The organism is Cupriavidus sp. 09_S30 (assembly GCF_056930435.1).
Window position 1 is genome coordinate 1,005,228 of the sequence record NZ_JBXOWI010000002.1, and the last position, 26,721, is coordinate 1,031,948.

Here is a 26,721-nt window from a genome sequence, read left to right on the forward strand (position 1 = left end):
AATGTAGTTGTAGACCCATACTTAGAAATCCACGCTCAACCACTGGGCTATCCGGGGTGCTAGCCCGCTTCCGTTTGCTACAGCAAGACCACTACCACGGCAGTCGCAACCCTTTGGGTACGGACTTGGATGGTTCATCGCTTGCATTCCGCCGGCAAGCAGCCGTCCAGGGAGAAGTCTGCTCTCTTGTCAAGCATGATGTTCAAGGCTTGAACCGCCGCTCTGGCCGACCCACGGCCAAGATTGTCGAGACGCGCTGCAAGCAGCCCGCTTTCAATTGAGCTGCCTGGCATGCAGAACAGTTCAAGAAGGTTTGTGTGATTCGTGTCCCCGACAGTGATGCCCTCCGCAGAGGCGTTGCCCCGCTTCACCTTGACGTGACACGAATCCACGTACCAGCGCTCCAGCAGCAAGTAGGCGTTCTCCAGCGTATTGCCCGCGGCCAGGTTGGCCTGGAAGAGGGGAATGTGAACAGCTGTGCCACGCGCGAAGTTGCCGATGCTGGCGACAAGCTGTATGGCGCGAGGTGGGCGGGTCCACCTGTCAAGCTCCCTTAGGACACGGTCGAACGAGGTCGTTTGGAGTGTTCTCAGTACGGCTTGTTCGCGTGCGGACAAAGACTCAGAACCAATCTGGTTCCCACTTGCACCCATGGCGCTGAATCCCTGAACCGCATGGATGCTGATAGGTGCGCTTGGGTCCAGATACCCCGATTCAACCAAAGGGTGTAGGAGCGCGATGGATGCCGTCGCAACGGCGTTCGGTATCCCTACCACCCGTGCGTTATATATAAGCGCGGTGTTCTCTCTGAAGAGCTCCGGAAGTCCGCACGCGACATCGGCTCCGCTCATATAGGCGCCGCTGGTGTCGATGACCCTGGTCGAAACGTGGAGATTTCTTATCAGTTCGATAGAGGTGCCGACATCCGCGCAGAGGAAAACGAAGTCGGCGTCCCGGGCTAAGTCGATGCGAGATACGCTTCCGTCGTGGACGAGGGGCTCGTAGCACGACAGCTCAACATCCGGTCGATTCCACAAAAGCTCCCACACCGTAAGACCAATCGGAGTGTCAACTCCGTCTATGAACACCTTATGCTTGACCATATACAATTCTCGCGTCAGCCTTGAAGGCTCTTCTTAAGGAAGAGCGCGAAAGCGGCGTCTGTAGTCCGCGGGCGTTACACCTAATCTCCGAGTGAACGCACGTCGCAGGCTGTTAGGGTCACCGAAGCCGCAGAGCGCGGCGACTCTCTTTAGTGGATTTGACGTTTCCTCGAGCATGCGTCTCGCAGCGTCTAATCGAGCGCCTTCGACGAAATCGGCCGGGGTCGTGTCTGTCTCGCGCTTGAACATTCGCGCGAAGTTCCGAGTGCTCATCCCTGCGTGCTGTGCAAGGTGGTCCACGGAAAGAGGTCTACTGATGTTCTCAAGTATCCAGTTCTGTACATCCCGGATTACGCTCTTCTCTGCGGTTTGAGCAGCAAGGTGGGCGCTAAACTGTGATTGTCCGCCAGGACGCTTGAGAAACATGACGAACTCACGGGCGACTTTCAATGCGACGCCCCGCCCGAAGTCCTCCTCCACCAATGCCAATGCCAGGTCCATGCCTGCAGTAACACCAGCAGACGTATAGATGGAGCCGTCCTTGATGTATATGCGGTCGGGTTCAACAGACACGGCAGGGAAGGTTGTGGCCAATCGCGCGGAGGCGTTCCAGTGGGTGGTCGCTCGCTTGCCATCCAGCAGACCCGCCCGCGCAAGGAGAAATGCGCCAGAACAGACGGAACCGAGCCTACGGACGCATTTGCCTTGGTGAATGAGCCAATTGAGGAGGTCAGTTTGCTCCTCGATTGCTCTCATCTTTGGACTGCCGGCGACAAGAAGCGTGTCGATATCTTGGCTGGCTGAAGCGATGCTGGAGTCGGCGACGAACACCATTCCATTGGAAGCTCGTACCTCTCCTTTCTCTGGGGCGATGATTTCGAAGTTGTACGCACAGGGATTTCCTGCTTGCTTGGCCGCTTCATTGAAGACGTCAATCGGGCCCACTACATCAAGCATCTGTACCCCCGGAAACGCAAGAACAGCTACTTTCATAGTCTTCTTTGGGTAACGGCTAATGCTTCGGTCTAGTCATGAACACGTCAGCCGAAGGTCGCGGTGTCAGCTCAAGAACCTCTGGTCGGCGACGAGAAGAGTCTCTTGGATGAAGATTGGGGTGCCATTTCTCTCCGGCAGACCATACGGTTAAGTCCGATGGCCCGCCGATTTCGCTACCTGTAGAGAGTCAGCCGAGAAGAAGTTGACCGCTAAAGAGAAGGTGCAGTGTGCGAACGAAGAGGATGGCAATCGCAATCGTCAGGAGGGCGAGGATGATGCCAGCGATAACGGTCAGAGGCCAGGTGTTCGCGAACATTGCATACTTCAAGGCTGCATTCGCCAGTGCGGCCATCGGAAAGCTGATTGCCCACCACGACGCAGCAAACGGAATCGAACGACGGAAGACCTTGAACGATAGGGTAATAAACAGGAACAGGCCGAAGTAGAAAAGTAGGGAGGCGAACATGTCGACGTGGTGGGCGATATTCACGTAGGCCAAGAAGCCCACTTCAAACGGCGCAATCATGATGATGAGTGAAGGCACCATGCCTTTGGGGAGCGGTCTCGTGATGCACGACACGAGAGAAAATCATCGTGAAGAAGACAAGGGCAATCATCGTGCCTACCGCCACAGCAAACAGGTTGACTTCATGCGCCCAGGTCATAGGCATGGTTCCACCGGCGACTGCAATATCCAGCGTCGCCACACCGGGAATGAGCCACGCGGGCGCGGCGTGCGTGGGGTCCTGTTTTCCCTTGAACAGGCGGGAAGTAATGATGAAGCTCAGAACGATGGTAAGGACCGTGCCAATTCCCCAGACCACCTGACCCAGGGTCTCACTGTAGAACCCAAGAACCGATGAAAGCAGGAGGATGCCGATGGTAATGGTGCCGAAGAAGTTCCCTGCGATTGGATGAGTAAACTCGCCTTGCACGGCTGCAGGGTACTTTGCGAGCTTGACTAGGTAGCCAATAGCGAGAGCCAAGAAGGTGAGGATGGCTACAACCCCAATTCCTTCCGCGATGGCAGCAGATGTGCCAAACACATGGTGAGACAGCCGCCAGGCGAGGGATAGGCCGGAAATCCCCATCACGGCACCGAATAGATTGACCGGCAAGAACTTGACGGAGTGCGTTTTGACTTCTGCCCCGGCCGAGTGGCTCACTGCTGTACTCATCTTGAAGCTCCAGGAAAATATGTCGGTTTCTGCTGGCTACCCCGGGGGAGGCCCCTCGCACAATTCGGTTGGGTTTGTGCTCGGCGCTACTCAGCGGGGTTGGCTGAATTATGGGAGGGGTGTGGTACGACTGAAAGGTGGGCGGCGCGTCAGTTTCGGCCAACTTGCGGGGTCATTTCGGTCATTGAACCGTTTGTGGCTGAGAATGCCGCTTTGTGCGTCCTGAGCGCGACGTGTTGGCTGTCAGCACCCAGCGGACAAGGGACCTCGACGCCGCACCGGCACGCTTTTGCCCCGTGATACTGGGTCGAGTAACAATGACGCATGTCTGATACGGCATGTTTCAAGGGTGCTCTTGCGAGAACGCCTCGCGCCAGGCCGGGTAGCCGAGTTGGCTGAAATTGCTAGAACTGAGTATGTGTGGATGTGTCGAACGACGCGCTTTAGATGACGCTTTCACCTCGCGTCGGAAGCTTCACGAACCACTGCACAGGGGGAGTTGGCATCACGCACGGAAACTGGTCACAGGATGTCCGAGCCTGCTATAGGACGACGTCAGTTCCTATGCGGTTAGTGCGCGTCACCGCCAATGGCGCTAGTCCGGGGCTCCTGCCGAACCGGTGCTGGTGATGAGACCCCTGCGATAGGCTAAGGGTGATGTGCCGTAACGGCGTCGGAACGCGAAGCGTAGCTCTCTGCAATCGTGAAAGCCGCATAGCGACGCAATCTTGGCGACGGAGAAGGATGTCTCCCTAAGTAGCTTGCTTGCCTCTATGGTTCGAGTGGTCTCAAGGAACTCCGCAGGGCTTGTCTTCGAATAGTCTTCGAATGCTGCCATGAAATTTCGCAGACTCATGCCAGCCTGGAGCGCTAATTGCTCCACTGTCAATGGCTTGTCGAGATTCTGCTGCACCCATTGTTGCAACTGCTGCATGCTATTGCGGACTGGGGACAGCATCCCGCAAGAGGTGTCGCTGAACTGGAGTTGGCCGCCCAATCTTTGAGGGAAGATGATGAGCGCCCGTGCAACCTGTATTGCGACTGACTTTCCCAAGTCTTCTTCCACCATCTGAAGCGCGAGGTCCATGCCCGCAGTCACCCCCGCTGATGTGTAGATTTGGCCGTCCTTGATACAAGTCTTATCAGGTACGACATGGACACGCGGGTACCGTGCTGCAAGTTGGCGATACAGATTCCAATGCGTTGTTGCGCGTCGGCCATCTAACAAGCCGGCGGCCGCGAGGATGCTGGCACCGGAGCAGATGGAACCCAAGCGTCGAATGTGGCGGGATTGCTCAACTAACCAGCCTAACGGCATGTCGCGTTCATCGAGAGCGCTGCGGTCCTGCTGACCAGGTACCAGGAGTGTGTCCACGTCGGACAACTCATCCGCGATGGTTAGGTCGGGAACGATACGTACGCCACTTGACGCAATTACAGCATCTCTGCTCAGTCCAACTAGGCTGATTCTGTATGCGGTGCTACTCCTCGCCTGCTTTGCTGCTTCGCTGAAGACATCCATCGGCCCAACGACATCGAGTAGCTGGACATTAGGAAATACCAGAATCGCAACGTGCATAGTTATTAACTCCAGCTCAGGAATTTGGCATAACGAGTCTATTATCCAAAGCGAGCATTGTGGCCACTATGGCCGTATATCAGCGTTCAATGTCTGCAACGGTTGCAAGACCGGTCTTCTGCAGGTCGTAAAGCCGTGCGAGAGCAAGGCCGCTGCAGTTCCAACTAGGCGCTCCTGACGTGGAGCGTGACCTGGATTCAGTCCGCAATTGAAGGCGTGTATGGCCCGGCCGATGTGTCCTCAAAGTGGAACCTCAGGCATGTGGCACATATTGCTTCAAGGTTGGCGGAGCACGCCGCATAAGCGACCTTTACCCGAACCGCGTCACCCTCGAGAATTCTTTACTCAAGACGTGGCATGTGCTGGCAGCCGATAGGACTTGTGGTGCCGTTGTTGATGCCTGGCTACGAGGGCTCATGCCACGAATGTTCACGCCCAGAGCGTGAACACCGTTGGAAATAGCGGGCAATTCTGTTCGGAAATGCAGAACGTGCCTCGGTCTAGGAAGGACGTTGTATGCTAAAAGCGGTGGTTGATGCAGGGCTGGAGAAGTGGATTTCGCGAGTAAGGCGGGATGCGGACCTACCAGTGCGCCTGAAACTCTGGACCGGAAGCTCATTCGACCTTGGTCAGTTTCAGAATCCGAAAGTGACACTTTCGGTTCGTGATGCCAAAGCGCTCCCATATCTGATGTCACCAAGCTTGGATACGCTGGGAGAGGCCTATGTCCAGGAACGAATCGACGTAGAAGGGAAGATTGCCGACATCATCGATGTTGGCTACCGCCTCGCGGAGTTCAGCCCCGAGGAGCCAGGAAAGTGGGAGAAGGTCGCTCAGGCGGTTCGCCAGTTCGGACATTCTAAGGAGGAAGACAAAGCCTCCATTCAGTACCATTACGATGTCTCCAATGAGTTCTACAGCCATTGGCTAGATGAGCGCATGGTGTACTCCTGTGCCTACTTCGCAGACGGAAACGAATCCCTGGACGCAGCGCAACTTAAGAAGATTGACCATATTCTGACCAAGATTCGTGTTCAGTCTGGACATACGCTTCTGGATATTGGTTGCGGTTGGGGCGCCCTCGTGATACGCGCCGCCCAGAAGTTTGGCGTGAAATGTGTCGGCATTACTCTTTCAGAGAATCAGTACCAACTAGCGCGAGAACGCGTGAAGATGCTTGGCCTCGAGCATCTGGTTGAGATTCGACTGCAAGACTACCGGGATGTGCAAGGCACGTTCGACCGCATTACTAGTGTCGGAATGTTCGAGCACGTTGGACTGGCTAATCTGCCAGCGTACTTTACAAAGGTCGGCTCGCTGCTGGCAGACGACGGTGTCGTGATGAATCATGGCATAACGTCGAGCGACGCTGGCAGTGGCGATTCGCCCCACGGTGGGGGCACGTTTATCGACAAGTACGTTTTTCCTCATGGCGAGCTTCCTCACATCTCCCTCGCCTTGAGGGCGATGCAGGAGGGAGGCATCGAGCCGCTTGACGTCGAGAACCTGCGTCGCCACTACGCGAGAACACTCGCAATGTGGACGAAGAGGTTTGAGGAGCGAGGAGAGATTCGCTCACTCGTCGACGAGAAGACGTACAGGGTATGGCGTGTCTACTTGGCCGGCTGCTCGTACGCATTTCACGTCGACAATGTGGCCATCTTCCAGGTCGTTGGGCAAAAGGCGCGGCGCGACAGCTCCTCCATTCCTTGGTCGCGGAAGTACATGTACCGGCAATCGAGCTAATGGTGTATGGCCGGCGATGTAGGTTCGGGACGGATGGCAACCGAGACGGTACCGCGAAGCGCATCGGCCCTTGCCATCGAGCAGCTAGAAAGGAAGTTTCGTGCGCCAATGGATTAAACAAGATGGCCGTCGCCTGGCCACGGGGATGTCGCTTGTATCAATGCGACGGGCCATGAGGGCCGGCGTGGTTGTAGCGACGGTCGCAAGCATTTCGATGCCGGGAAAGGCGAAGGCGGAGGAAAATCAGGGAACGCTGCCTAGGAGAATTGCAACGGCCGCAGCTGACCGAGTACAAGACCTGGCTCTCATGATGATAGGGATTCCGTACCGGTTTGGTGGAGCCGCACCAGAGTCCGGCTTCGATTGCAGTGGTCTTGTGGCGTACGTTTTCCGGTCAGTGTATCAACTCGATGTGGGGCGGAGAACTGCGGAGATTGCGCGGGCCGGCACATCTGTGCATCGTGGGGACCTTCTTCCTGGGGACCTGGTTTTCTTCAATACGCTTGGGAGAGCGAACTCTCACGTCGGCGTCTACTTAGGGGAAGGGCGTTTCGTACACGCACCGGCCCGCGGAGGTGCCGTCAGGGTCGACAGCATGGAAGCTTCCTACTGGAAGGGGCGCTTCGACCAAGCCAGGCGCGTAGCTAGCTCGACGTAGTACTCAATGATTCTGCAGACTAATGATGCCATTGCCGCCTATGCGGAAAGCTTGGTCGGCCATCCCTGTGTGACAGGCTCCGGAACTCTTGAAGGGGGCTTTGGCGCATTCAGCTTCGTTCGCCACGTGGTGGAACGTTCGTCACAATGGCGTGTTCCCGCCGACTGGGCCTTGGCCGCGGACTTACTCCCAAGCGTGGAGTTCTTCGAGGCAGAGCCGGGCGACCTGGTGTACTTCAACACCGAGATGAAATCATATTCACATGTCGGCGTACTGTTGTCCGGGGGTGCGTTTGTCCACGTGCTCGGCAAATGCGGCACCGTCGAGTACGGGGCGATTCGCACCTTCAGATGGCGCTCAATACTCAGTGGAGTAAGGCGACTCCCCCAATCGGTGATGGCAAGGTAACAGGGCTTGTCCATCTCCGTGCGCGTAGGAGACTAACCAACACTGAGGAAATCCGTAGGACGAAGATGCTGCATGGCCTGCCATTGCGGCCATGTTGAAGAAGGAAGGCCGGTAGGGGCCTCCGCGCGCTAGGGCACGGTTTGAAAGCGCTCAGCTTTCCCTTCGCTGCGAATCCGATTCCAAACTTCCGTCTTAGCTTCTGGACTCATAAGTACCCATCGACTGACCTCCAACGCGGTCCGACCGCAGCCCCTGCAAATTGGGTCAAACAAGGTCGTACACAATCCTATACACGGGCTATCTGGTTCTTGATGAAGCTTGTCCATGTCGTTCGTCGGCAAGGCTGTTGCGTTCAATTGATGCAGACGCCGCCCTCGGCCGCTTTCTTTGAGGGGAGGGTGTCGTCTAGGTTGATAACGAGTTGAGGATTGAACGACGGGTTCTCGACTACGCCGTTGCGTGCATATCCACGGGGGTTGCAAACAACGCGGGTCTGCCCAATCACATAGTCAAAGCTGTCATGAGTATGGCCATGCAACCAAAGATTAGGTTGCCAGCGTTGGATTCGTTCCTCCAGGGCAGAGACGAAGCAGGCGTTCAGCGACGAGCCTTTGAACTTGTGACTAATGCTCTTGCGACTCGGTGCGAAATGAGTGACCACAACAGTTGGACCTTCATGCGGTTCGCGGAAGCGTTGGTCGAGCCAGGCCACGCTCGAATCGAAGAGCATCTGTGAGACAGCCGGAGTGAACCTGTCCGAAAACTCTGGGGAGATGCGAATGCGGGAGAAGTCGCGCATCATCTCTTGGGCCTCGACCAATCCGTCCAGGCGTTCTTCCTCCGAGTCGAACAAGCGATAGTCTGACCACAACGTGCATCCCAGGAACCGAACACCTTTATAGTGCCATTCGCCCTGTTCAAGAACTCGGACGCTGCTTTCCTGTGCCAGGCATCGTAGGTCCTTCATTGTCGAAACCAGGTCGCTGCCATAGAACTCGTGGTGTCCGGCCACATAGATTGACGGAATCGCACTTTGCTTCGCCCACGCAACTGCTTCGGCTGGTCGCCAGATGTCCCCCGCAAGTACCAGAACATCAGCGTCCGTGTCCGGCATTGGCATGGGATGCACGGATAGATGAAGGTCGGAGAGCAGTGCCAGTTTCATGTTGGGGCGCCAGAGGTAGGTAAGTCCTAGTCGATGTGGCTACCCACGGCAAAAGTAGCCTCTACATCCAGCATACCGACACGCCGACCGGCTGTCAGCGCAGGATTGAGCCAAAGTTGGTCAAAATACAGCCATTTGCGCCGTTTCAGTCTTTGACCCCTTCTGTCATAGCTCGGAGCGTCGTGCAGAACGAAAGCTTGTTGCCGATTGCTTCGACCTTGTTGCTAAACTTGCGGGAGCGTTGAGACGCGATGAGCTGGACTGTGCCATTGACCCAGCTACGCTCCCCGTTGGCATTCGCGTGGTTGGTCAGCAGGCAGGGGGCGTTGTCGATATTTCTTTGATGAAGCCGGATTGCTCCTCAGTACGCTCGCCGGTCAACACGAAGCCCTGGAGCCTTCCTGTGGTGTCTCGAGCCTGCATTTTTAGACCAAACTCAGAGTCATCTACATCCCAGGAGAGGGAAGAGTCTGGTTTGGGGTTGTAGACAGAGACTGGATGAGAGGTCAACTTGATGCTTACCGGCAGGGCCGGCAGCACGAGTGGGGTTGGCTTGATGCAAATCGTCCTTGCGATGGCTTTGGCCGCGGCCAGAATCGGCGCGACGTAAGGGAGAACGGCACCGCCTTGGTACTCTGCGCAGTCGCCAATTGCATAGATATCCGGCTCAGAGCTTTGGCAGAATTGATTCACCACGACTCCCCGATTTACAAGCATCCCAGCTTGAGACTGCGGTCACGGTCCTTGGTTGAAGGCCGACGGCGGAAAGCACTAGGTCCACGGTCAAATCGGAGTGGTCCGAGAGCTTGACCATGTAGCCATCCTCTCTTTTGTGGATGCTGGATACGGTAGTACCAAGTCGCCATACGACTCCGCTCCGGGAGAGCTCGTCCATTACGCGCTCGCCAGCCTTGCGAGGTAATAGACTGGACAGCGGTCGATTGGATGAGTCCACTACTATTGGTTCGATGCCTTGATGTAGGAGGTCATTGGCGAACTCGCAACCAATCAGCCCCGCACCAATTATCAGGACGGACCTTGCGCCAGGAAGGAGGTCGCGCAGTTGTCTGTAGTCGGACAGGTTGTTGACCGAAATGACATGGCCAGCTCCGTCTCCCGGGATTGTGAGGCGAACGGGCGTTGCACCCTGTGCAAGGACAAGCTTGCTATAGGTCAGCCTGCCAGCCGTGCTTTCGATGGCGTGCTCGTCTGCATAGATAGCGGTGAGCCTCGCATTAGGAATCAACTCAAGGTTGAGTTGCTTCGTCATTGCAGAGGCGGAAGCCAGGACGAGCTGGTCGGGGGTCTTTCCGTGAGCCAAGGCGTTGCTGAGAGCGGGCTTCGAGTAGTACTCACCGCTGCCCTCAGTAAGAATGAGAATGCGTTGCTCTGGTGATATCCGCCGGATTTCACGGGCAACCGAGTAGCCGGCCAGGCCGCTCCCGATGATGATGATGGAATCCATCACTAATCCTCCTCAAATGCATGACGCGGTTGTGGGATTGTTGCCCGCGGGTGCACGTCAGAATGCAGATACGAAACCGCGCTTTCTGGCCTCGCACCCGCCGAGAAATTCCGTCTGTCGGTTCGGACCGCAAGTCAGCAAAGGGGAACCGCTGGCTGGGCCGTCTTACCGTTGGCTCGGGTAATACTCGTCGGCCAACAGGAGGTCCTCGTAGAAAGCACCGAAGGGCTTCTGAGGGTGACGGATGTGGATTTCGAGAATCCAGCGCATCGGAGATGGCGTGAAATCCGCGTCTGCCAGGGCGCCGGTGTGGATAGCTGCGTGCGGGAAATCAGAAACGCGATGGCCAGGAAGGTCAAAGTTGAGTTCCCATCCCATCTCCCGGGCGCGCTTCTCTGCATAGGCATACAAGGCTCGGCCTGTTGCCTTTGTCGCTTCCCAGTAGTGGCGGACGTCGTGGAAGAGGGACTCGGCGTCCCTTGCACAGCGCGCGTGCTCTTCGTTGTTGCCGACTGTAAAAGTTGCGCCACCGTCGCCCTCCCATGCGTCGAAGCGCGGAGCCATGTCGATGAAGAAGATATCGTTCTCGTCGAGAACAATGCCTGCTTCCGACTGCTGTTTCATCGCCCGAGTCGTATTTGTTCCGAAGCGAACGCGAGTCGGGTGCCAGGTCAAGGAGAGGCCCGAATCGGTGAGCACCTGCTTGGCCATAGCCACAGCGTCCTCTTCAACCATACCCGGTCGAATTCGAGCGGAGATTTCTCGAATCGCCTGCCGCGTCTTTGTTCGTGCTTGCAGCATCCCATCGACAGAGAAGGATGGGCCGACTCGTTCCGCTTCAGTTGCCTGTACTGCTGTCATCTGCGTTCCCCAGGAATGGTGCGCAGCCCCATGGCAACGCATTCATGGCAGGGAATTATGGGAAGACGATGCCTTCCGTTCCAGCAGTCATTGCGACCAATTCCGGTCAAGATGAGTGGGGATGCTGCCAACGGTGCTCCGGGAGTCGCGTCACATGACACTATTCGAGTGAAGCAGTGGGTGCAACGAACGAGATTGGTGACAATGTCATGAGAGAGGTAGCCTTAGTCGTCTTCCAAGGCGTGCAGTCCCTTGATGTTTTCGGGCCACTTGATGTCTTCGCAGAGGCGAATCGTTTCCTGATGCCGGCCGAGCATTACAGCTTGAAGATTGTGGGTGCTGAGCCTGGTTCGGTGCAGTGCTCCAATGGGGCAACTATCGTTCCGCATCTTTACTACCCGGAGTCAAAGGAGTGTTTTGACCTCCTTCTGGTTGCTGGCGGGCCCTGTTTGCCGCGGCGAGCTAAGGACCCGGAGTTCTCGAAGTGGCTCGCAGCGGCATCGGAGCGTTCGAAGAGATTCGGCTCCATATGCAACGGCGCGTTCTTACTTGGGCACGCAGGCTTACTGAAGGAAAGGCGGGTAACGACGCACTGGAATGACGCGTGTCGGCTGTCGGAATGCTTTCCAGAGGCAAGGGTCGAATCCGACAGAATTTACCTGAGCGATGGAAGGCTCTACACGTCGGCAGGTGTTACCGCTGGCATTGACTTGTCGCTCTTCCTCCTTAGCGAGGATGTTGGCGCTGAAGTTTCTCTGAACGTTGCCAAACGCCTCGTGGTGTTTACGCAGCGCAGCGGAGGGCAATCCCAGTTCAGCCCATATCTGACGCATTATGTGGCTGAGGATTCGCCGGTTAGCATTGCGCAACGTTACGTATTGGAAAACCTCACAGAGAAGCTGTCGGTAGAGGCGCTTGCTGCCGTGGTGTCGATGAGTCCTCGGAACTTTGCTCGTGTGTTCGTTCGTGATGCTCGAATTACGCCGGCGGATTTTGTGGAGGGTGCCAGACTGGACGCAGCACGTGTGCTCCTCGAAAGCTCTGATGAGCCCATGAAGACGGTCGCATTCAGGTGTGGCTTCGGCAGTCCAGACCAGATGAGACTGGTGTTCCAGCGGCGATTCGGAGTTACCGCGCAGCAGTATCGTGAGAACTTCAGAAGAGTCCGGCGCAGAGATGTCTCAGCTGGCTATAGATAGCGGACAATGGCAATGTGAGCCTCGCGGGTAACCGTTTGGTAGATGTGCTGTTCCGTCTGCCGGGTTTCCGTCCGGTTGGTACTTGAGAGAACAATAGCCGCGTCGCCCTTGGCCAGGCGAACACGTTTTGCGATATTTCGTTGGAGCGCGTCACCTCCCCAAACAGACTCGCTCACTATCACTCGCTGACGCGTAATTTCGCGGTAGGACCGGGCTGGAACGTTCGACTGCCAGATTTCGACCACATTCGTCGGCCTTGCCGCGGCTGAAGTCTGAGGGGCCTTGTCCATTGAAACCCATTGCGGCTCGCTCGGGGTTGTGTCGACCGACGCCACTACCAGCAATACGCTCACTATGAGCGCAAGGAGTAGTACTAGTAGCTTTCGTGGTGTGCGTTGCATGCGCTGATTAGCACGTGGCTGACCTCTAAGTCTGCCGAGGCCACAAGGGCTGGACAATCAGTCCAACCGGTCGTTTGCGGACAATCTTGTTCATCGGTTGGACAGGGGGCCGGAGATGGCCGGGCGGCATGCCGTGCGAGCTGACCTGTAACTCGCCGGAAAAAGGGGAATGGAGTTGCTGGGTGACCATGTGAAAGAGCAGGCCCTATGGTTGCCAAAACGCGCCTGCGCGAGGGAGGAGCGCAGGCGCCAAAGGCCTCTCGGATTCTCTCTGCGTGAGCCGCCTTGCTGTGCGCTGATGAAGGCTCAGTGCAGAGGCACGCCAGTTTTTTCCTGAATCTGTGCTTTTGTTACCCCGGGAGCTGTCTCCACGAGGACCAAGCCCTTTTCGGTCACGTCCATCACACCAAGATTAGTGATGACGCGGTCGACCACGCCCTTGCCGGTCAACGGGAGGTTGCACTGTGGAAGGATTTTGAGTTCTTCGCGGCCGTCCTTGAGTGTCGCGGTATGCTCCATGAGCACCACAACGCGGCCGACGCCTGCGACCAGGTCCATCGCCCCACCCATGCCTTTGACCATCTTGCCTGGAATCATCCAGTTCGCAAGGTCTCCGCCTTCGCTCACTTGCATCGCGCCGAGGATGGCCACGTTGATATGCCCGCCACGGACCATGGCAAACGAATCTGCAGAGTGAAAGATGGCGGAGCCGGGTAGGGTGGTGATTGTCTCCTTGCCGGCATTGATGAGGTCGGCGTCAATGTCCTCCTGAGTCGGATAGGGGCCGATACCCAGCAGGCCATTTTCAGAGTGAAGCCACACCTCGATGGCGTCAGGTACGTGATTCGCCACCAGGGTAGGCAAGCCGATTCCCAGGTTGACGTAGAAGCCGTCTTGTAGCTCCTTTGCTGCACGCGCAGCCATCTCGTCGCGTGTCCATGCCATGATGAATCTCCTTGCAGTAGTCGATTACTTGTCACGCACCGTACGCTGTTCGATGCGCTTCTCCGGACTCGGGTTATGAATCACGCGCTGCACGAAGATGCCTGGTGTGTGGACCTCGTCTGGGTCGAGTTCTCCGGACTCGACCAGAATCTCCACTTCAGCGACAGTAATCCGTCCCGCCATTGCACACACGGGATTGAAGTTGCGGGCCGAGCGGCGATACACCAGGTTGCCGGCTTTGTCGGCTTTGTACGCCTTGACAATGGCGATGTCCGTACGCAAGGACCTTTCCATTACGTACGTCTCACCATCGAACTCCTGGTGCTCCTTGCCCTCAGCCACCAGCGTTCCGACCCCAGTGCGAGTGAAGAACGCAGGGATACCCGCGCCGCCGGCCCTCATCTTCTCTGCCAACGTGCCCTGCGGCGTAAACTCCAGCTCGATTTCACCGGCAAGATACTGTCTTTCGAACTCCTTATTGGCCCCAACATACGCAGCAATCATCTTCCGGATTTGCCTGTTTGGTAACAAGATGCCCAGGCCAAAGTCGTCGACGCCACAACCATTCGACACCACCGTCAAATTCTTAACTCCGCTGTCGCGAATCGCTCCGATGAGCGCTTCCGGGATGCCACACAGACCAAAACCCCCAGAAGCGATGCTGACGCCGTCCTTGAGAATTCCATCAAGTGCAGCCGCGGCGGAGGGGTATAACTTGTTCATTGCCGCTCCTTACTTAACCTCGTTGAGATGTGGCCTTGACGAGGGACTTTGGGGCGGAGCGCGGCAAGCAGCCGGCTTCCTGGGCCGAGTCCCCCTTCAATTCTGCGACCACTTAACTGATTATGATTCGAGCCCTCCAGGGCTTGAAGGCTGGCGCGACGCTGTTTTCGGTCAAAGTGGCGTCGATTACGGACACTGGTTCTCGCGCTTGTGCAGCGTCTTGTGATGGGCAGCTATGGAGCAGGCTCGAGACTGTCCAAGCACTCTGAGATGCCAGTCTTCAATCTTCTTGCAAACTCGGTCAAAGAGTCGTCAGTCCGAGACAGGTCGACGAATCCTCACTATCCGGACCCTAGAATTCACCTCTACGGGGAGTTCGTTGAACACCCACCGATAGACGAGCTGTCCAGGGAGACACCAGTGAAATGCATCGCCGTAAACGGAGTGAACCTGAACCTTGATGACCAAGGAGAAGGTAAGCCCGTTGTTTTCATCCACGGGTTGGGAGCAAACCTCGGAAGCTGGGACGAGGAGGTGATGTGCTTCTCCAAACGGTTTCGCACGATTGCATACGATGCCAGAGGCCACGGAAAGTCAACGCGCGGAGGGACGTACAGCCTCGATGACCATGTGGAAGACCTGCGATGTATGTTGGACATCCTGGGCATTGAACGTTGCGCGGTAGTGGGGGCCTCAATGGGAAGCTACATTGCGCAAGGCTTCGCGAGTGCCTATCCGCAAAGAGTGAGGGAACTGGCTCTAGTCGTCACCAAGAGCCACGGCACTACATCATCGTCTGCGCGAATCCTGGAAGAACATAAGCATGAGTTGGGGACACTTACCCACAGGCAACGGCAAGAGTTTCTCCTTGGGTACACATTTGGCCCGTTCATTGAACCCAGGAAGAAGCAGGCCCACATCAGCAAGCTGATGAGCTCTCTGCTGTCGGAGGAGGAAATGGCTGCAGCGGCTGGTGCGCTCGCGGGCTTTGACTTTCGCAGCGTATTGCCAAAGATTACAGCAAAGACGGCGGTCATATCGGGGACTCATGACCGCATGAATCCTCCGTCGGAAGGCTCGGCGTGCGCGTCGCAGATTTCGGGCAGTCACTTCATTGAGCTGACATGCTCGGGGCACTTCCCTGTTGTGGAGCAACCAAGCGCCTATTTTCAGGCGCTCGATAGTCTCCTTGCGTAGTTGTTTTGATGGACCTTGGAGTCCATGTCGGGCGCGTTGATGCTCAAGGCGCCTCAACGCATGGATTCAACCGTTCGCCATCTATAGTGTGTGTGGTGCTGGGGTCGTGGGGACCCCCTGAGCAATTGCTGCTGCCTCTTGCGATTGCAATGCGCGGAGATAGCCTGCGCGCCCCTTGAGCCGCTCCCAGTAAGCGGCCACAGCGGTTGTGAGACCGGAACTGAGTTCGAGGTGTTCTGCCAGCATCAACGCATAGCCCACAGAGATGTCTGCAGCAGTAAAGCGTCCGGCACACAGGAACGGTTGTGAAGCAAGCACAGGCTCCAGGGTGCGAAGTCGAGCTAGGAACCATTTCGAATAGTCCTGAACCACGCTCGGCAGGCGGCGGTCATCCGGCTCGAACCGAGAGTAGCGCAATACCAGGGTTTGGGGGAAGGTCAGCGTCGCCTCGCCGAAGTGCAGATAGTTAAGGTAGGCTCCGAAGCCTTCCTCACCTGGTTCGACTTGTAGTGGAGAGGGCGCGTTCATCGCGCACAGGTATTGGCAAATCGCCGCAGACTCGCTTAGGCGTGTTTCCTTGTCGACGAGAAGAGGAATCGTGCCCAAGGGGTTTATGTCCAGGTAACTCCGAGAGCGTACCCGTGGCGGAAATGGCAGCATGATGAGCTCATAGGGCAATTCCAGTTCCTCCAGCATCCACAGAGGACGGAAGGAGCGAGCGCTGACACAATGATAGAGCTTGACCATAGTTGGCTTCGATTGGAAATGAGCGCGTGGAGATACCCTGATAATGGCCTGGGACGACCGCCGCGCCGCTTCAGTTGAACAATCGTGTGACCCTCAAGAATCGGAGTCATAGAGGGACATGCATCTTGCTGCGAGTTGACTGATGACATCGTGCCCGAAATCTGAAGCGAAATCAGCGTCTCGCAGCAGACAAGAACGAGTGGCCCACCAACTCAAGAGACTATTTCTTGGTCGCGTCGCAGAAGTTTGATGCCTTCCTCATACTTATCGTCGAAACGTTCCGCATGGTGAGCTCGCATCATGCGGAATCCGGCCATAAAGTAGCCATTGGCGGACATCGACTAGCACGTTGGCGGGAACTGTAGCATCTCCGACCGTTCAACCAAGCATCTTCCACTCCCATAATTCATACGTTCCTTTCCAGCGGCTCAGGTACTCGCTTCAGCTCTTGAAGTGAGGATGCCGCGGGAGGAGTTCGCGCTCATACCAACTCCAACCTTTTGGCGCAGAAATCCGAACAGATGAAGGCTGTGACAGATAGTGACTTTCGCTCAAGGGCGCCGAGTGCCTGGCACCTTGTTCCCGTAGTGCTCGCGCTCGGATATCCATGGTTCCTTGAGTTCTTCTATCAAGCCGTTGAGAAGCGCCAGTTCCTTTTGTCGGTCGCTGAAGTTCTTCTTGTCTTCAGCGTGCCCGTCGTTGCCTTTGTGAGTCTGGCGTGCCTCGCGCGGTCTCCTGTAACACCGCGCGCCGTGCTGCTTCGACGGCTGGCCCATATTGCGATTGCGTCGCCGCCGCTCTATGTCATCATCGGCGTCTTCCTGTTCTTGATGAAGGTAGAAGGGGCCGATAGGAAGGTCTGGCTTGGAACGTGGGCGGCTGTGCTGGTCGGTTTCCTGCTCGTTTGGTTCCAGAGGCCGAGCGGCGGCGGCTGGGTTCCTCCACGAGCCACGACTGGACTCACTCGTGTCTTGCATGGCGTGGCGGCGCTGGTGGTTCTGCTCGCCTTTTTGATTCCACACCTGGGCAACCATGTGGTGGGATTGCTCGGGCCTGCAGAGCACAGGGCAGTAATGGTCGTGCTTCGGAATCTCTACCGCGCGGGAGTCGTCGAACCCACAATCATCGGTCTGATGCTGTTTCTCGTCGTCTCCGGAATTTGTCTCTTGGGCCCAAAGTTGAATCAGCGCTCGGACCTCTTGGGGGCAGTGCAGACAGCCTCCGGCGCATACCTCGTAGTTTTTGTTGCCTCGCATATCAATGCTGTCTTTACACTCGCGAGGCACTTCGGGACGGAAACAGACTTTGCGTGGGCAACGGGCTTGCCCATCGGTCTGGTTCACGACGCGTGGAATGTACGCCTGATACCCCATTACTCCCTGGGCGTGTTTCTCCTTCTTTGCCATGTCGCCTGTGGGTTGCGCAATGTCCTGCTTGCCCACGAATGGCCGCAGCGACGCGCTGACCGTCTGACATGGGCGTTGATTTGCGCGTCGACCGTCTGGGCCGCATTAATCACAGCCGGCATGGTGGGAATTCGACTTTGATGCGGAGCCATGGCGGGCGCAAGACTAGGTGCTCCAGCCGTCAAGTAACCAAATTCATGGCGTCGGACAGCGCCTCTGCGAAATGAAAGGATACAAAGCGGTCACTGGCCTCCTGAAACGCCGGACACAGTCCCGCACTTACAATTGCGTGTAGGCATACGACTGTGTTTGTGACCAAAGCGAAGCAGGAGTTGGTGGAAGCGTTGACGGGGGCGGGGGCTCGAAGGGCTCTCAAAGCTGGCGCTCGCAGGGCTCGGCAAGCTAGCAGGCCTCAGCCGGCACCGAAACTGGAGGAAGGCGACCAAGTTACCTGCAAGGAGTGTCTTAGTTCGCCAGGCGCTGGCACTCCAACTAGCTAACGCTATGATGTCGTCCCAGAGCACCACGCGTCTGAAAACAGAAAAGCTCTCCGCATTGGCGGAGGGCTTTGTCGTTCAGGCTGAGCAGGGAAGTAGTCGACTATAGTTTGCGAATCTGTGAGGCTTGCGGGCCTTTTGGCCCCTGCTTGATTTCAAATTCGACCTTGGCACCTTCATCGAGCGAGCGGTATCCAGAGCCTTGGATTTCCGATTGGTGGGCAAACAAGTCCGGTCCGCCTTCGTCAGGCGTGATGAATCCGAAGCCTTTTTCGTTGTTGAACCACTTCACAGTGCCAGTCGCCATTTCGTCCTCTCAATATGGTGCATGAGACACCCGGTCCCAAAATCCCAGCGCCGGCACAATACGGTTGATTGCAGTATGGCGCTCCGAACTGCCAGCATAGCTGAAGAGGAACGCAGGCGGTTACCTCTGGGTAGAGAGATGAGGATGGCGTAGCGCCGGTTGCGAGAGGGGCCGGGGGGCTCCGCTCGTCACAGGCTTGGTAGCCTCTGCCAATCCCCCGTTCTCGCGCCGCTCGGTTTGTTGATGGATGTTTGTCGATGGATGCTACCGGGATGCAGGCATTGGTGCGGCGGTTCTGCGAGTATGTCAGGGTGACTCCTTGCGGAGAGCGTGGCCATTCCTTGCCGCCCTAGACCGAAGTACTGCCAGTTGGCGCGCCGTTGCGTGCAAGGGGTATGCTAACCAGGAGGCTATTTCATCTTGAAAGCGGGTTGGGTACTGAGGGCCACTCCTCGCAATCCGTCATCTGTTATCAGGGGGACGTATGCGCATACTGGTCATTGGGGCCACAGGGGTCCTTGGAAAAGAAATCATGGCTCTATTGCAGGAAGAGCATGACTTGATAGGGGTAAGTCGTAACTCTCCCTCGCCCTCAGTGGACATCTCCGACAAGCAGTCGATTCAAGCGATGTACAAGAAATTGGGCACGGTTGACGCCGTGGTCTGCGTAGGAGGCACCGCGAAATTCGCCCCATTGGACACCCTGACTGACGATGATTTTGCGTTCAGCCTAGCCAATAAGCTGATGGGGCAGGTCAATCTTGTGCGGTATGGAGTTCCGTACATTTCCCCGGGCGGGTCGGTTACGCTTACCAGTGGCACCCTCGCGCAGCACCCCATGCACGGTGGTGCTGCAGTGAGCATCGTGAACGCCGGCATCGAGGCGTTCGGGCGGGCAGCCGCGCTCGAATTGCAGAGCAAAATTCGCGTGAATGTTGTTAGCCCCGGATGGGTGTGGGAGACCCTCGAAGCAATGGGACGCGACCCGACCAAGGGCGTTCGGGCGGCAGTGGTCGCACAGGCTTACCAGAAATGTATCCTGGAAGACATTTCTGGGCTGGTGGTGTCGGTCATCCATTGAAACGCATCGCCAACGCGCGGCTCCAAGCTGCATGGCAACGTGTGGCTGGTACGACTGACGGTAAGCCATCCGCCAACATTCGTCGTCGCATCCGTTCTCGCCGGCCTTTATTTGCGCGTTGGCTTTGGGTCAAGGCCGCAGTAGGGGCCCGGTGCGTAGGCCTCTTGCGAACGTCCCGAGCATGCAGGCCTTTGCCTTCTGGGCCCAAAAACTCAGCTGCCGGTAGTTCGGCCACGTCGGATTGGCGGCGTAGCTTCGCTGTCAAAGTTGCTTCGACCGGGTACATCTTTCCCTGCAACGCTGGTGTCGATTCCACTGACGTGCTCTCAGGCCATTCTGATATCTGCTGCGCTGACCGTCAGTGAGACTGGGTGCGACCGCTCTTATCTTCCGGAGTTCGCTCTTCGGTACGCGACAGCGGTGGCGAGCGAAACCTGAAAACCACCTGCTCTCTTCCGCGAGAACCTGCCGCATGCAGCGCATCCGAAGATGTTGTCGAGATGTCTGGGCGAAATATAGAGAATGACGCGAGCTTTGCGCATTGGTAGCTCCTCAATCCGGCCCGAAGCAATGCTTCCACATCACGAAGGTCTGCGTTGGTCGCATGACGCGGCCTCATGGTGTTACCTGTAAATCTAATGATTGATGACAAGCGCTTCGGCGTTCCAACTGTTACCCACGCGCCTGGCGCCCGCGCGTTCTAGTCATCGTAGTCGTCATGCCAGCGCTGCCATTCGCGCCGGCGCTCCCGCCATTCATGCTCCCTCCATCGCTGCTCGCGCCATTCGCGCTCTCTCCAGGCGCGGGCCCGCCAGTCGTCATAGTAGGCCGGAGCCGCTACCACGGGCGCGGGCTGAACGACCACTGGGGCTGGCTCGTAGTAGACCGGCGGCGGGGCGACAACCGCTTGCACAGGGATGCCAATACCGATACCGACGCGCCTCAGCCATGTTGGAGCCAAGCGCGGTAACGCCGACCAGAAGCAAGAGCGCTGCTGCCTTTCGCATGATTTTCTCCTTCTTTCTCTTGCAGGGACTCTAGGTCAACATGGTTCGACGGTGTATTAGCGGACTTGCACAGCGGTGACTTTCTGTAACGCGACGTCGACCCGCTAGGCGTCCAGCCGGACTTTGCGGGCCCCAGAAGGCAACCGAGCATCTTCAGCACGGACCTGAAGTGGGAGTACTTCCGAAAGGGCGAAGAGCCGTGCTTGGGGGTGGAGGCGCATTCGGTCATGCTCGCGACCTACGCTCGCCTGTTTCAGAAGTTACGGAATGTCACGAGTTCTGAGTCAACTCGGCTCTGGACAGTGCCGTTTTTCGCGGTAAGCACGGCGGATTGCCGAGCTTCCAAAAATTCCTCAGGAGTTCACGTCATGAAGAAGCTGTTCGCTGCTCTCGCCTCTGCAGCCCTCGTCGGTACGGTTTTCGCGCAGACTGGTGTCCCAGCTTCCGCGACTCAGCCGCAAGCCGAGGCGACGAAGGACCAGGTAAAGGTCGTCAAGGAAAACAGCGCCACGCAGGCAAAAGCCGATAAGAAGAAGAGTGTCAGCGCGCAAGGCGATGTAGCAAAGGCTCAAGCCAACGCCGGCAAAGAGAAGGCCGCTGTGAAAGCTGACGCCAATAAGTCCGCCGCCAAGGGCCCCCAACACAAGGCGAGCAAGATGGGGGCCACTAATACCGAGGCCGCTAAGGCGAAGGTTGACGTAAAGAGCGATGCCGACCAGGCGAAGGCCAAGGCCAAGGCAAGTGTTGCCGCGAAGCCGGAGGCACAGGCCGATGCCGCGAAGGTTGCAGCCAGTGCCAACGTAGACAAGACGAAGAAGCAGTAAGCCGCTCCCATCGAGCAGACTGGGGTTCGTTGCTAAGCCGGAGGCCATTGCGACGAGGCTCGAGTGCGGGTGCTTTGCGGAGAGTGCCAGGTACCTGGGAGGCCAGCCTGGCCTCTCCGTCCTTGTTCAAGATGAGGGACGCGCCGTGAAGACCTTTCTTGCATTGCTAATTGCCACATCCACGCTGCTCAGTGGTTGCGTCGTGGTGCCATACGATGCCGGGTACCACGGTGGATACTACGGTCCCTATGGGTATTGGGGCCACTGGCACCCTGGACACCATGGGGAAGACGACTAAGACGGAAAGAACGGCAACCGTTGCAGTGCTGCGGGGTTCCCCACTTTCTAGCGATAAGTTCCAATGCGCGGCCCTGCGGTTCGCTACTACCTTGCGCCATGGAAATCTTTGAGTTGCAGCCTGATTCGGGTGGCGTCGCGCCCAGGTGGCTCATCCCCGAGCACGTAGAACGCGCCCGGGTCAATGATAATCAGGTGACGCTGGATGGAATGGTCCTTCGCTTGTATGGCATGCGTACCGTAAGCGGGCAGGTTCGAAATGGGGAGCACCACATACCGGCAGGAACTCTGGTCGAAATCTGGCGTGATGCCAATGGATTGTTTTTCTGTGCGCGGGCGGCAGACGTAGACAGCGTTCGGCTAGAGCGAGCAGCTAGGGATTCAGCTGTACAGGCCGCTTTGCGTGAGCGGGAGCAGCGTCTTCGAGCACAAGCAGTCTGCTTTTAATGCCGACCTTGCGATTCCGCCCAGGTGGGTGCCCTGCGTTACAGGCGCTGAGAGTGAACCACCGGATGCAGCTCCTGAACGGGGGGTGACCGGCGATAGCGTTGTTCACATCCTGCTCCAAGAGGGTTTTCGTGACGGGCGCCTGATACGGAAGCCCGGCGATTTGCTATGCAGGCGCTCACAGGGCTCGGCTAGCGGGCCTCAGTCGGCACCGAAACCGGAGGAAGGCGCCCAAGTGACCTGTGGGCAGTGCCTTACGTTTGCCAAGCGGTGGCGCTCCAGCTAGCTATGGCCAGAGATGCCGCCGACGCTTGCACCTGTCGATGTACAACCGCACGTAACGCTTGAGCGTTGGCGGGTCCGCGAAACAAAGTTGGGCCAGCGGTTTTTCGTGGGGTACTGCGTTGAGAACCAAGAGGGCCGTGTCAGCAGCGCTATCCAGTCCTTTGATATTGGCACAAGGGTCGGCGTGACCTCGAGCGGTCGGCGGTATTTGTTGTCAGGTTGGCCCTGTTTCGATGGTGAGGCTAAGCGCATTTGGGAGGAATTGGCTGAACAGTATGGTCTCGGCGAGACTAAGGATGTCAGCATGGAGTTCATGGCGTCCCCCAATTTGTGAGCAGCTTTCTTCAGAGCAGGTACCGCCGGGTCTGCCGCAGCTTGCCACACTGCTTCGCGACCTTTTGCCGCTACTTAGCAATGCCATCTTCCGCGCGGTCGCTGCTCGAGGGCATCTGAGACTCGACAATGCGTCGCAGGGCAACATTGCCCCGCTCAAGGCGCTGTCAGTGGGAAGCTCGAGAACGTTGCAAAGGCTGCCGCTGCCTTTGCGCAACGATAGAGCCTGCCATTGCGTTGCCCTGAGCCGCGGCTGACCTGGATGAGTCCTGGATGACAAGCAGTATCATTAGTTTTGAGAAGTTTCAAAAGCGATGAAACTTCGTAGTACCAACCATCGAGACGCCGCAAGTGACGGCTGGTCTCAATATGGCCAAGTCCACGGAAAGAGCCGGGACCTTCCTGCGCCGCGCACGTAAGCATAGTGTTCCTCTCGAAGCTCAGGGTCATTCACTTGTGCGCAGGCGTCAGCCACGGTTCATATCTTCTGGGTTGTGAACGATTCCCCCGCCATGGTGGTAGGATTATGCGCCCAGTCGCGCAAGTCCATGGAGAACCAACGTTAGCACCTTGGTGGTCGTGCACCCACCCCGAGCTTGTGCATCAGGCAAATGCCGTCTGCCCTTTGCCGCTTGCTTTAGCGCGGTACATGGCGCTATCGGCCTGCCGCAGCAGGCCGGGTGTATCGAGGGGGCTGTTACCGGCTCGAGCGGGCAACAGGCAGATGCCAATACTGGCTGAAACAGCAACCTGATGCCCGTCAATCGTCTGGATATTGTCCAGCATGGCGAGAACACTGTCGGCAAGCGCTTGTGCTCCAGCCTTGCCGCTCACATCGCGCGCCAAGACCACGAATTCATCGCCTCCCAGGCGAGCGAGCGTGTCGCCGCGACGCATTCGCGCTTGCAGGGCGCTGGCGAAGTGCTTCAGCAGTGCGTCTCCCACTGCATGACCGTACGTGTCGTTCACATGCTTGAAACCATCCAGGTCAATGAGCAGGAGAGCGGTCTGTCCCATCTCGGCGTCCTGGGTGCGATGCACCTGCGCAATTGCCCGCTCGAGGCGAAGACGGTTACTGAGGCCCGTCAGGGAGTCGGTAGCCGCCTGCTTTTCGAGCTTGCGAACCAGCACAGCGAGATAGACCGTCGTGGCCGCTACGCTGAGAACCATGCCGAGGCCAGCTTCGAAGTTGGCACGCCACCACGGCGCCCACCGCATCAGTCCCGCGATACCCGTGAGGGCGACTACGCATGAGAGCACCAGCAGGCGTCTGCCATAACGACAGCCCGCCCCCACCAAGAACCAGAAGAATGCCAAAAATAAGGGCAACGCCACGCGACCGCCGATGGCCAGTGCCGCGACCAGCGAGGCTTGGTCAATGAAAGTGGATATCACCAAGCGTACGCGAGACGGGGCCGGCCTGACCTTGACCGCCACGTAGGTCGCGATGCCGCAGGCGACGTAGCACACAAACGCCCCGACAATCGCATACGCCTCGGGCGTGCGCTGGAACCAGGCGACGGCAAGGTAGGCGATGAGACCAACGGGACTGAGCGATACCCGCACCAGTGCTTGCTCCGCCTCGGGTTCCTGGTGCAAGGCGTCAAAAATGGCGTTCCAGCGCCATCCCTGAGCGTTTTCTCCCGTCGAAGTCGCTCTTTTCGAATTGAATTTTTTGGTGAGGGGCTGTGTGCTGTTCGCGCCTGCCATATCGATGTCTTTGTTGCTGGTTCACGGCCTCGTAGAGACGCTGGGTAAGGTCTTCAAGACGAGGTCAGCGAGCCCCATCAGAGCACCTGCTGGTGCATTCGATATGCAATCGCGCCGGAATCCGATGGGTATGGCCTGTTAGCAAAGAGGCCCATAAGCTTCGCAGCTTATGGGCCCAAGATTCACAGGTTATGCATCTCTCTACACGCCGCTTCAGTTTTTCAAGCTAAGCGGTCGGAGAGAGATGTTGGCTCTGAAGGGGGCGGCGAAGTTCGACGCAAGGTTGTTCGCAAGCAATCGTTGCCCCGCAGTCGACGGCTGGCTCAAGAATTGACACTGGCATCTCTTGCCTTTGGCTTCCGCTTTTTGCGCGCGGGCGTCATTGGCATCCGTTCATGATGCACGGCCGAAAGTGCTTCCATTCCGGAAAGTAGCCCTTTTTGCTTCAGTGGCATACGTTCTGCGTCGCTCATGAACCGGTTACCCGGGGGGCACTCGGCGTCTAAAACGAGGATAGGGTCCTCGAGGCAATCCTGCGAGTATCGGGTCCACGGGTCTTGGGGGAATCCCTTTTTGGCCAACTTTGCTTTGTTAAGTCGTGTGTTTTCCTCTTTCGTGATGACACAGACGAAGCTGTTTTCCCAGAGGTACGCAGCTGCTTCCTCAGCTGTCTTGACGTGTTCTGAGAAAAGGTATTGCAACATTTCTTCACGTGGCAGAACGTGCTCGGAAACGAGTGTCTCTGTAGTCCCCTGCTCGCAGGCTAGTACCCAAGCTGCGACCGACCAGTACTGACCGCACTTCCAGCTCTCCCGATAACTGATGGTGTCAGACGTTGAGTAGAAGAAGGAATGCCGGATTTCGTCGACGGTTAGCTCGCCCCTTTTCACACCCGCCCAGAGGACCATAAATACTTTGAGCGATTTCTCAGCCTGTGACCAATCCGTTTCCTTGAAATTTGTTCCTGCGGCAAACGGAAACTGTCTAACGCGGCGATTCTTAATGTCGGAAAACATCGCTATTCAATGTCCTAAAGTCGACCGAAAATTTGGAGTTTTCTGTGGCGCGGTGCTGTCTGCCATTCAGCTTTACTACGTCGACAACCGCCTGCCGCCGCTCAATCGTGTGGCCATCTTTATACAGCCAGCACTTCAAGTTGTACTCCCTCGAACGAGGGGAAAACACTGATAAGTAGTCCTGGCAGAAAAGACCCTCTTCACTTATCGGTCTGGAGACTGAAAGCTGTAGGTTTGCACACTACCGAGTTGTCCTGTGCGTGGGATTTCTCCCCCAATTCCTATTCTTCTGACAACTGGCAACTGGTGTGAGCACGCCTGCACGGTGGGCCAACTTGACCTTGGCGCGGTTCGTGGAATGCTGCCCTCCCTTTTAGCTGCCGTCATCGTACGGACGGGAGAAGACGTCTAGTGTCTCGAGAGCATGCGGGTGCTCATGGCAAATTCGTCAAGTAAGGACATAAATTGTCTCGTTCGTATGCAATCATTTGCCTACACCACTGCTGCTTTGGCATGGCCGAAAAGGCAACGAGTACGACTGGGTAGGTCAGACATTACGCACAATGGAGGTGGGTGGAATGCCGGCATTGCTCGAACACATAGACGCGATAGCGCGAAAGCTGAAGCGCGACGTTCTCTATCTGGCTTTCCCGGGGGCGGGCGGGGCAGGTACGAACAATTATAGGACCTTAGAAAGTCGGCGACGCATTCTGGAGTGGCTCGAACAGGAGCAGGTGGGGTGGCGAGAGTGCGGCCCCTATGCTTCCGAAACGCGCATGTGCTCATATGCCGGCGAGGTCTATATAGACGTCCCGTTTGATGAGAACGACGCCCAGTATCGAAAGGTGCAGACCTTCCTTGAGCATCCGGATGGCACTATCCGATTCGAAGGTGTGGAATTTTACGTCCTTTCACTTGAATTTTCCATGAAAAACGCGCACCACGATGACCCTGGATTCTGGGAGAAGTGGGCAGAGAACTTCTGATTGAGGAGAAGGCAGCAGCATGCCCATGTTAATCAGACCATGCCCCTTTTCTCGTCGCACAGCTGGCGCAGCCGGCAGCACCGCCTTCCCCCCCTTTCTTGGCAGGTCGCACCGGTCAAGCGTCCGATGGCTGCGAGCTCGTTCAGGACACGTG

At 57.1% G+C, this 26,721-nt stretch carries 25 protein-coding genes and 1 pseudogene; 9 read left to right on the plus strand and 17 right to left on the minus strand.

Translation table 11 applies throughout. The features are described 5' to 3' along the window. Positions 1 to 134: 134 nt before the first annotated feature. The 5 genes from AC1Z3O_RS24650 to AC1Z3O_RS24670 form a co-directional block, all read right to left on the minus strand. Entirely contained in the window at positions 135 to 1,103 is a 969-nt protein-coding gene (locus AC1Z3O_RS24650; RefSeq protein WP_483518484.1) for a hypothetical protein, read from the minus strand. Between the two features lie 33 nt (positions 1,104 to 1,136). Further along, positions 1,137 to 2,096 (minus strand): GlxA family transcriptional regulator, encoded by a 960-nt coding sequence (locus tag AC1Z3O_RS24655; RefSeq protein WP_483518485.1) that lies wholly within the window; start codon positions 2,094 to 2,096, stop codon positions 1,137 to 1,139. Positions 2,097 to 2,286: 190 nt separating this feature from the next. After that, entirely contained in the window at positions 2,287 to 2,625 is a 339-nt protein-coding gene (locus AC1Z3O_RS24660) for an SLAC1 family transporter (RefSeq protein ID WP_483518486.1), read from the minus strand. Continuing rightward, positions 2,609 to 3,277, minus strand: coding sequence for an SLAC1 family transporter (locus AC1Z3O_RS24665; protein WP_483518487.1), 669 nt, complete (start codon positions 3,275 to 3,277; stop codon positions 2,609 to 2,611). The genes AC1Z3O_RS24660 and AC1Z3O_RS24665 overlap by 17 nt, the downstream gene beginning before the upstream one ends. Before the next feature lie 595 nt (positions 3,278 to 3,872). Further along, the gene (locus tag AC1Z3O_RS24670) at positions 3,873 to 4,856 is read right to left on the minus strand and encodes a GlxA family transcriptional regulator (protein WP_483518488.1); all 984 of its coding nucleotides are present in this window, start codon (positions 4,854 to 4,856) and stop codon (positions 3,873 to 3,875) included. Positions 4,857 to 5,372: 516 nt separating this feature from the next. Here AC1Z3O_RS24670 and AC1Z3O_RS24675 point away from each other — a divergent pair. From AC1Z3O_RS24675 to AC1Z3O_RS24685, 3 genes are all read left to right on the plus strand, one after another. After that, positions 5,373 to 6,602 carry a class I SAM-dependent methyltransferase gene (locus tag AC1Z3O_RS24675; protein ID WP_483518489.1) on the plus strand — a complete coding sequence of 410 codons (1,230 nt, stop codon included), beginning with the start codon at positions 5,373 to 5,375 and terminating at the stop codon, positions 6,600 to 6,602. A 310-nt stretch (positions 6,603 to 6,912) separates the two neighbouring features. After that, positions 6,913 to 7,260 (plus strand): C40 family peptidase, encoded by a 348-nt coding sequence (locus tag AC1Z3O_RS24680; protein ID WP_483521967.1) that lies wholly within the window; start codon positions 6,913 to 6,915, stop codon positions 7,258 to 7,260. Between the two features lie 6 nt (positions 7,261 to 7,266). Next, positions 7,267 to 7,668, plus strand: coding sequence for an NlpC/P60 family protein (locus AC1Z3O_RS24685; RefSeq protein ID WP_483518490.1), 402 nt, complete (start codon positions 7,267 to 7,269; stop codon positions 7,666 to 7,668). 128 nt (positions 7,669 to 7,796) lie between these two features. On the opposite strand, the gene AC1Z3O_RS24690 is transcribed toward AC1Z3O_RS24685, so the two are convergent. From AC1Z3O_RS24690 to AC1Z3O_RS24710, 5 genes are all read right to left on the minus strand, one after another. Continuing rightward, the gene (locus AC1Z3O_RS24690) at positions 7,797 to 7,994 is read right to left on the minus strand and encodes a DUF1289 domain-containing protein (RefSeq protein ID WP_483518491.1); all 198 of its coding nucleotides are present in this window, start codon (positions 7,992 to 7,994) and stop codon (positions 7,797 to 7,799) included. Positions 7,995 to 8,020: 26 nt separating this feature from the next. Next, positions 8,021 to 8,833 carry a metallophosphoesterase gene (locus AC1Z3O_RS24695; RefSeq protein WP_483518492.1) on the minus strand — a complete coding sequence of 271 codons (813 nt, stop codon included), beginning with the start codon at positions 8,831 to 8,833 and terminating at the stop codon, positions 8,021 to 8,023. 309 nt (positions 8,834 to 9,142) lie between these two features. Then, the gene (locus AC1Z3O_RS24700; RefSeq protein ID WP_483518493.1) at positions 9,143 to 9,526 is read right to left on the minus strand and encodes a hypothetical protein; all 384 of its coding nucleotides are present in this window, start codon (positions 9,524 to 9,526) and stop codon (positions 9,143 to 9,145) included. Then, entirely contained in the window at positions 9,501 to 10,298 is a 798-nt protein-coding gene (locus AC1Z3O_RS24705; RefSeq protein ID WP_483518494.1) for an NAD(P)/FAD-dependent oxidoreductase, read from the minus strand. Before AC1Z3O_RS24705 ends, AC1Z3O_RS24700 begins: the two co-directional genes overlap by 26 nt. Before the next feature lie 165 nt (positions 10,299 to 10,463). Then, entirely contained in the window at positions 10,464 to 11,159 is a 696-nt protein-coding gene (locus tag AC1Z3O_RS24710) for a M24 family metallopeptidase (protein ID WP_483518495.1), read from the minus strand. A gap of 209 nt (positions 11,160 to 11,368) precedes the next feature. Between AC1Z3O_RS24710 and AC1Z3O_RS24715 the strand changes: the two genes are divergently transcribed. Further along, positions 11,369 to 12,358 (plus strand): GlxA family transcriptional regulator, encoded by a 990-nt coding sequence (locus tag AC1Z3O_RS24715; protein WP_483518496.1) that lies wholly within the window; start codon positions 11,369 to 11,371, stop codon positions 12,356 to 12,358. 707 nt (positions 12,359 to 13,065) lie between these two features. Here AC1Z3O_RS24715 and AC1Z3O_RS24720 read toward each other — a convergent pair. Both AC1Z3O_RS24720 and AC1Z3O_RS24725 read right to left on the minus strand, forming a co-directional pair. Continuing rightward, the gene (locus AC1Z3O_RS24720; RefSeq protein ID WP_483518497.1) at positions 13,066 to 13,704 is read right to left on the minus strand and encodes a CoA transferase subunit B; all 639 of its coding nucleotides are present in this window, start codon (positions 13,702 to 13,704) and stop codon (positions 13,066 to 13,068) included. A 24-nt stretch (positions 13,705 to 13,728) separates the two neighbouring features. After that, a complete protein-coding gene (locus tag AC1Z3O_RS24725) occupies positions 13,729 to 14,427 on the minus strand; it encodes a CoA transferase subunit A (protein ID WP_483518498.1) in 699 nt (232 codons plus the stop codon). A 420-nt stretch (positions 14,428 to 14,847) separates the two neighbouring features. On the opposite strand from AC1Z3O_RS24725, the gene AC1Z3O_RS24730 reads away from it, so the two are divergent. Next, positions 14,848 to 15,624, plus strand: a complete 777-nt coding sequence (locus AC1Z3O_RS24730) for an alpha/beta fold hydrolase (RefSeq protein WP_483518499.1) — start codon at positions 14,848 to 14,850, stop codon at positions 15,622 to 15,624. Between the two features lie 81 nt (positions 15,625 to 15,705). Here the strand turns inward: AC1Z3O_RS24730 and AC1Z3O_RS24735 are convergent, their stop codons facing one another. Then, the gene (locus tag AC1Z3O_RS24735; protein WP_483518500.1) at positions 15,706 to 16,371 is read right to left on the minus strand and encodes a glutathione S-transferase family protein; all 666 of its coding nucleotides are present in this window, start codon (positions 16,369 to 16,371) and stop codon (positions 15,706 to 15,708) included. Between the two features lie 500 nt (positions 16,372 to 16,871). On the opposite strand from AC1Z3O_RS24735, the gene AC1Z3O_RS24740 reads away from it, so the two are divergent. Beyond that, on the plus strand, positions 16,872 to 17,918 hold the full coding sequence (locus AC1Z3O_RS24740; protein ID WP_483518501.1) for a hypothetical protein: 1,047 nt from the start codon (positions 16,872 to 16,874) through the stop codon (positions 17,916 to 17,918). 459 nt (positions 17,919 to 18,377) lie between these two features. Here AC1Z3O_RS24740 and AC1Z3O_RS24745 read toward each other — a convergent pair whose 3' ends face one another. Beyond that, positions 18,378 to 18,581, minus strand: coding sequence for a cold-shock protein (locus AC1Z3O_RS24745; RefSeq protein WP_483518502.1), 204 nt, complete (start codon positions 18,579 to 18,581; stop codon positions 18,378 to 18,380). A gap of 484 nt (positions 18,582 to 19,065) precedes the next feature. Between AC1Z3O_RS24745 and AC1Z3O_RS24750 the strand changes: the two genes are divergently transcribed. After that, on the plus strand, positions 19,066 to 19,662 hold the full coding sequence (locus tag AC1Z3O_RS24750) for a short chain dehydrogenase (protein WP_483518503.1): 597 nt from the start codon (positions 19,066 to 19,068) through the stop codon (positions 19,660 to 19,662). Between the two features lie 700 nt (positions 19,663 to 20,362). On the opposite strand, the pseudogene AC1Z3O_RS24755 reads toward AC1Z3O_RS24750, so the two are convergent. Next, positions 20,363 to 20,612: pseudogene (locus AC1Z3O_RS24755) on the minus strand (hypothetical protein). Positions 20,613 to 21,037: 425 nt separating this feature from the next. On the opposite strand from AC1Z3O_RS24755, the gene AC1Z3O_RS24760 reads away from it, so the two are divergent. Continuing rightward, positions 21,038 to 21,493, plus strand: a complete 456-nt coding sequence (locus AC1Z3O_RS24760; RefSeq protein WP_483518504.1) for a hypothetical protein — start codon at positions 21,038 to 21,040, stop codon at positions 21,491 to 21,493. A gap of 1,965 nt (positions 21,494 to 23,458) precedes the next feature. Here AC1Z3O_RS24760 and AC1Z3O_RS24765 read toward each other — a convergent pair. Then, positions 23,459 to 24,565, minus strand: a complete 1,107-nt coding sequence (locus tag AC1Z3O_RS24765) for a diguanylate cyclase domain-containing protein (protein WP_483518505.1) — start codon at positions 24,563 to 24,565, stop codon at positions 23,459 to 23,461. 323 nt (positions 24,566 to 24,888) lie between these two features. Continuing rightward, the gene (locus tag AC1Z3O_RS24770; RefSeq protein ID WP_483518506.1) at positions 24,889 to 25,581 is read right to left on the minus strand and encodes a hypothetical protein; all 693 of its coding nucleotides are present in this window, start codon (positions 25,579 to 25,581) and stop codon (positions 24,889 to 24,891) included. Between the two features lie 578 nt (positions 25,582 to 26,159). Here AC1Z3O_RS24770 and AC1Z3O_RS24775 point away from each other — a divergent pair. Then, positions 26,160 to 26,567 (plus strand): hypothetical protein, encoded by a 408-nt coding sequence (locus AC1Z3O_RS24775; RefSeq protein ID WP_483518507.1) that lies wholly within the window; start codon positions 26,160 to 26,162, stop codon positions 26,565 to 26,567. The last annotated feature ends 154 nt before the right edge of the window (positions 26,568 to 26,721 follow it).

Coding starts and splice junctions, on each gene's coding strand:
- AC1Z3O_RS24765 (WP_483518505.1), bottom strand. CDS start 24,565: ATGGCAGGCGCGAACAGCACACAGCCCCTCACCAAAAAATTCAATTCG.
- AC1Z3O_RS24720 (WP_483518497.1), bottom strand. CDS start 13,704: ATGGCATGGACACGCGACGAGATGGCTGCGCGTGCAGCAAAGGAGCTA.
- AC1Z3O_RS24775 (WP_483518507.1), top strand. CDS start 26,160: ATGCCGGCATTGCTCGAACACATAGACGCGATAGCGCGAAAGCTGAAG.
- AC1Z3O_RS24770 (WP_483518506.1), bottom strand. CDS start 25,581: ATGTTTTCCGACATTAAGAATCGCCGCGTTAGACAGTTTCCGTTTGCC.
- AC1Z3O_RS24655 (WP_483518485.1), bottom strand. CDS start 2,096: ATGAAAGTAGCTGTTCTTGCGTTTCCGGGGGTACAGATGCTTGATGTA.
- AC1Z3O_RS24660 (WP_483518486.1), bottom strand. CDS start 2,625: ATGATTGCGCCGTTTGAAGTGGGCTTCTTGGCCTACGTGAATATCGCC.
- AC1Z3O_RS24675 (WP_483518489.1), top strand. CDS start 5,373: ATGCTAAAAGCGGTGGTTGATGCAGGGCTGGAGAAGTGGATTTCGCGA.
- AC1Z3O_RS24725 (WP_483518498.1), bottom strand. CDS start 14,427: ATGAACAAGTTATACCCCTCCGCCGCGGCTGCACTTGATGGAATTCTC.
- AC1Z3O_RS24680 (WP_483521967.1), top strand. CDS start 6,913: ATGATAGGGATTCCGTACCGGTTTGGTGGAGCCGCACCAGAGTCCGGC.
- AC1Z3O_RS24695 (WP_483518492.1), bottom strand. CDS start 8,833: ATGAAACTGGCACTGCTCTCCGACCTTCATCTATCCGTGCATCCCATG.
- AC1Z3O_RS24665 (WP_483518487.1), bottom strand. CDS start 3,277: ATGAGTACAGCAGTGAGCCACTCGGCCGGGGCAGAAGTCAAAACGCAC.
- AC1Z3O_RS24715 (WP_483518496.1), top strand. CDS start 11,369: ATGAGAGAGGTAGCCTTAGTCGTCTTCCAAGGCGTGCAGTCCCTTGAT.
- AC1Z3O_RS24685 (WP_483518490.1), top strand. CDS start 7,267: ATGATTCTGCAGACTAATGATGCCATTGCCGCCTATGCGGAAAGCTTG.
- AC1Z3O_RS24705 (WP_483518494.1), bottom strand. CDS start 10,298: ATGGATTCCATCATCATCATCGGGAGCGGCCTGGCCGGCTACTCGGTT.
- AC1Z3O_RS24670 (WP_483518488.1), bottom strand. CDS start 4,856: ATGCACGTTGCGATTCTGGTATTTCCTAATGTCCAGCTACTCGATGTC.
- AC1Z3O_RS24750 (WP_483518503.1), top strand. CDS start 19,066: ATGCGCATACTGGTCATTGGGGCCACAGGGGTCCTTGGAAAAGAAATC.
- AC1Z3O_RS24745 (WP_483518502.1), bottom strand. CDS start 18,581: ATGGCGACTGGCACTGTGAAGTGGTTCAACAACGAAAAAGGCTTCGGA.
- AC1Z3O_RS24710 (WP_483518495.1), bottom strand. CDS start 11,159: ATGACAGCAGTACAGGCAACTGAAGCGGAACGAGTCGGCCCATCCTTC.
- AC1Z3O_RS24735 (WP_483518500.1), bottom strand. CDS start 16,371: ATGGTCAAGCTCTATCATTGTGTCAGCGCTCGCTCCTTCCGTCCTCTG.
- AC1Z3O_RS24690 (WP_483518491.1), bottom strand. CDS start 7,994: ATGGACAAGCTTCATCAAGAACCAGATAGCCCGTGTATAGGATTGTGT.
- AC1Z3O_RS24650 (WP_483518484.1), bottom strand. CDS start 1,103: ATGGTCAAGCATAAGGTGTTCATAGACGGAGTTGACACTCCGATTGGT.
- AC1Z3O_RS24760 (WP_483518504.1), top strand. CDS start 21,038: ATGAAGAAGCTGTTCGCTGCTCTCGCCTCTGCAGCCCTCGTCGGTACG.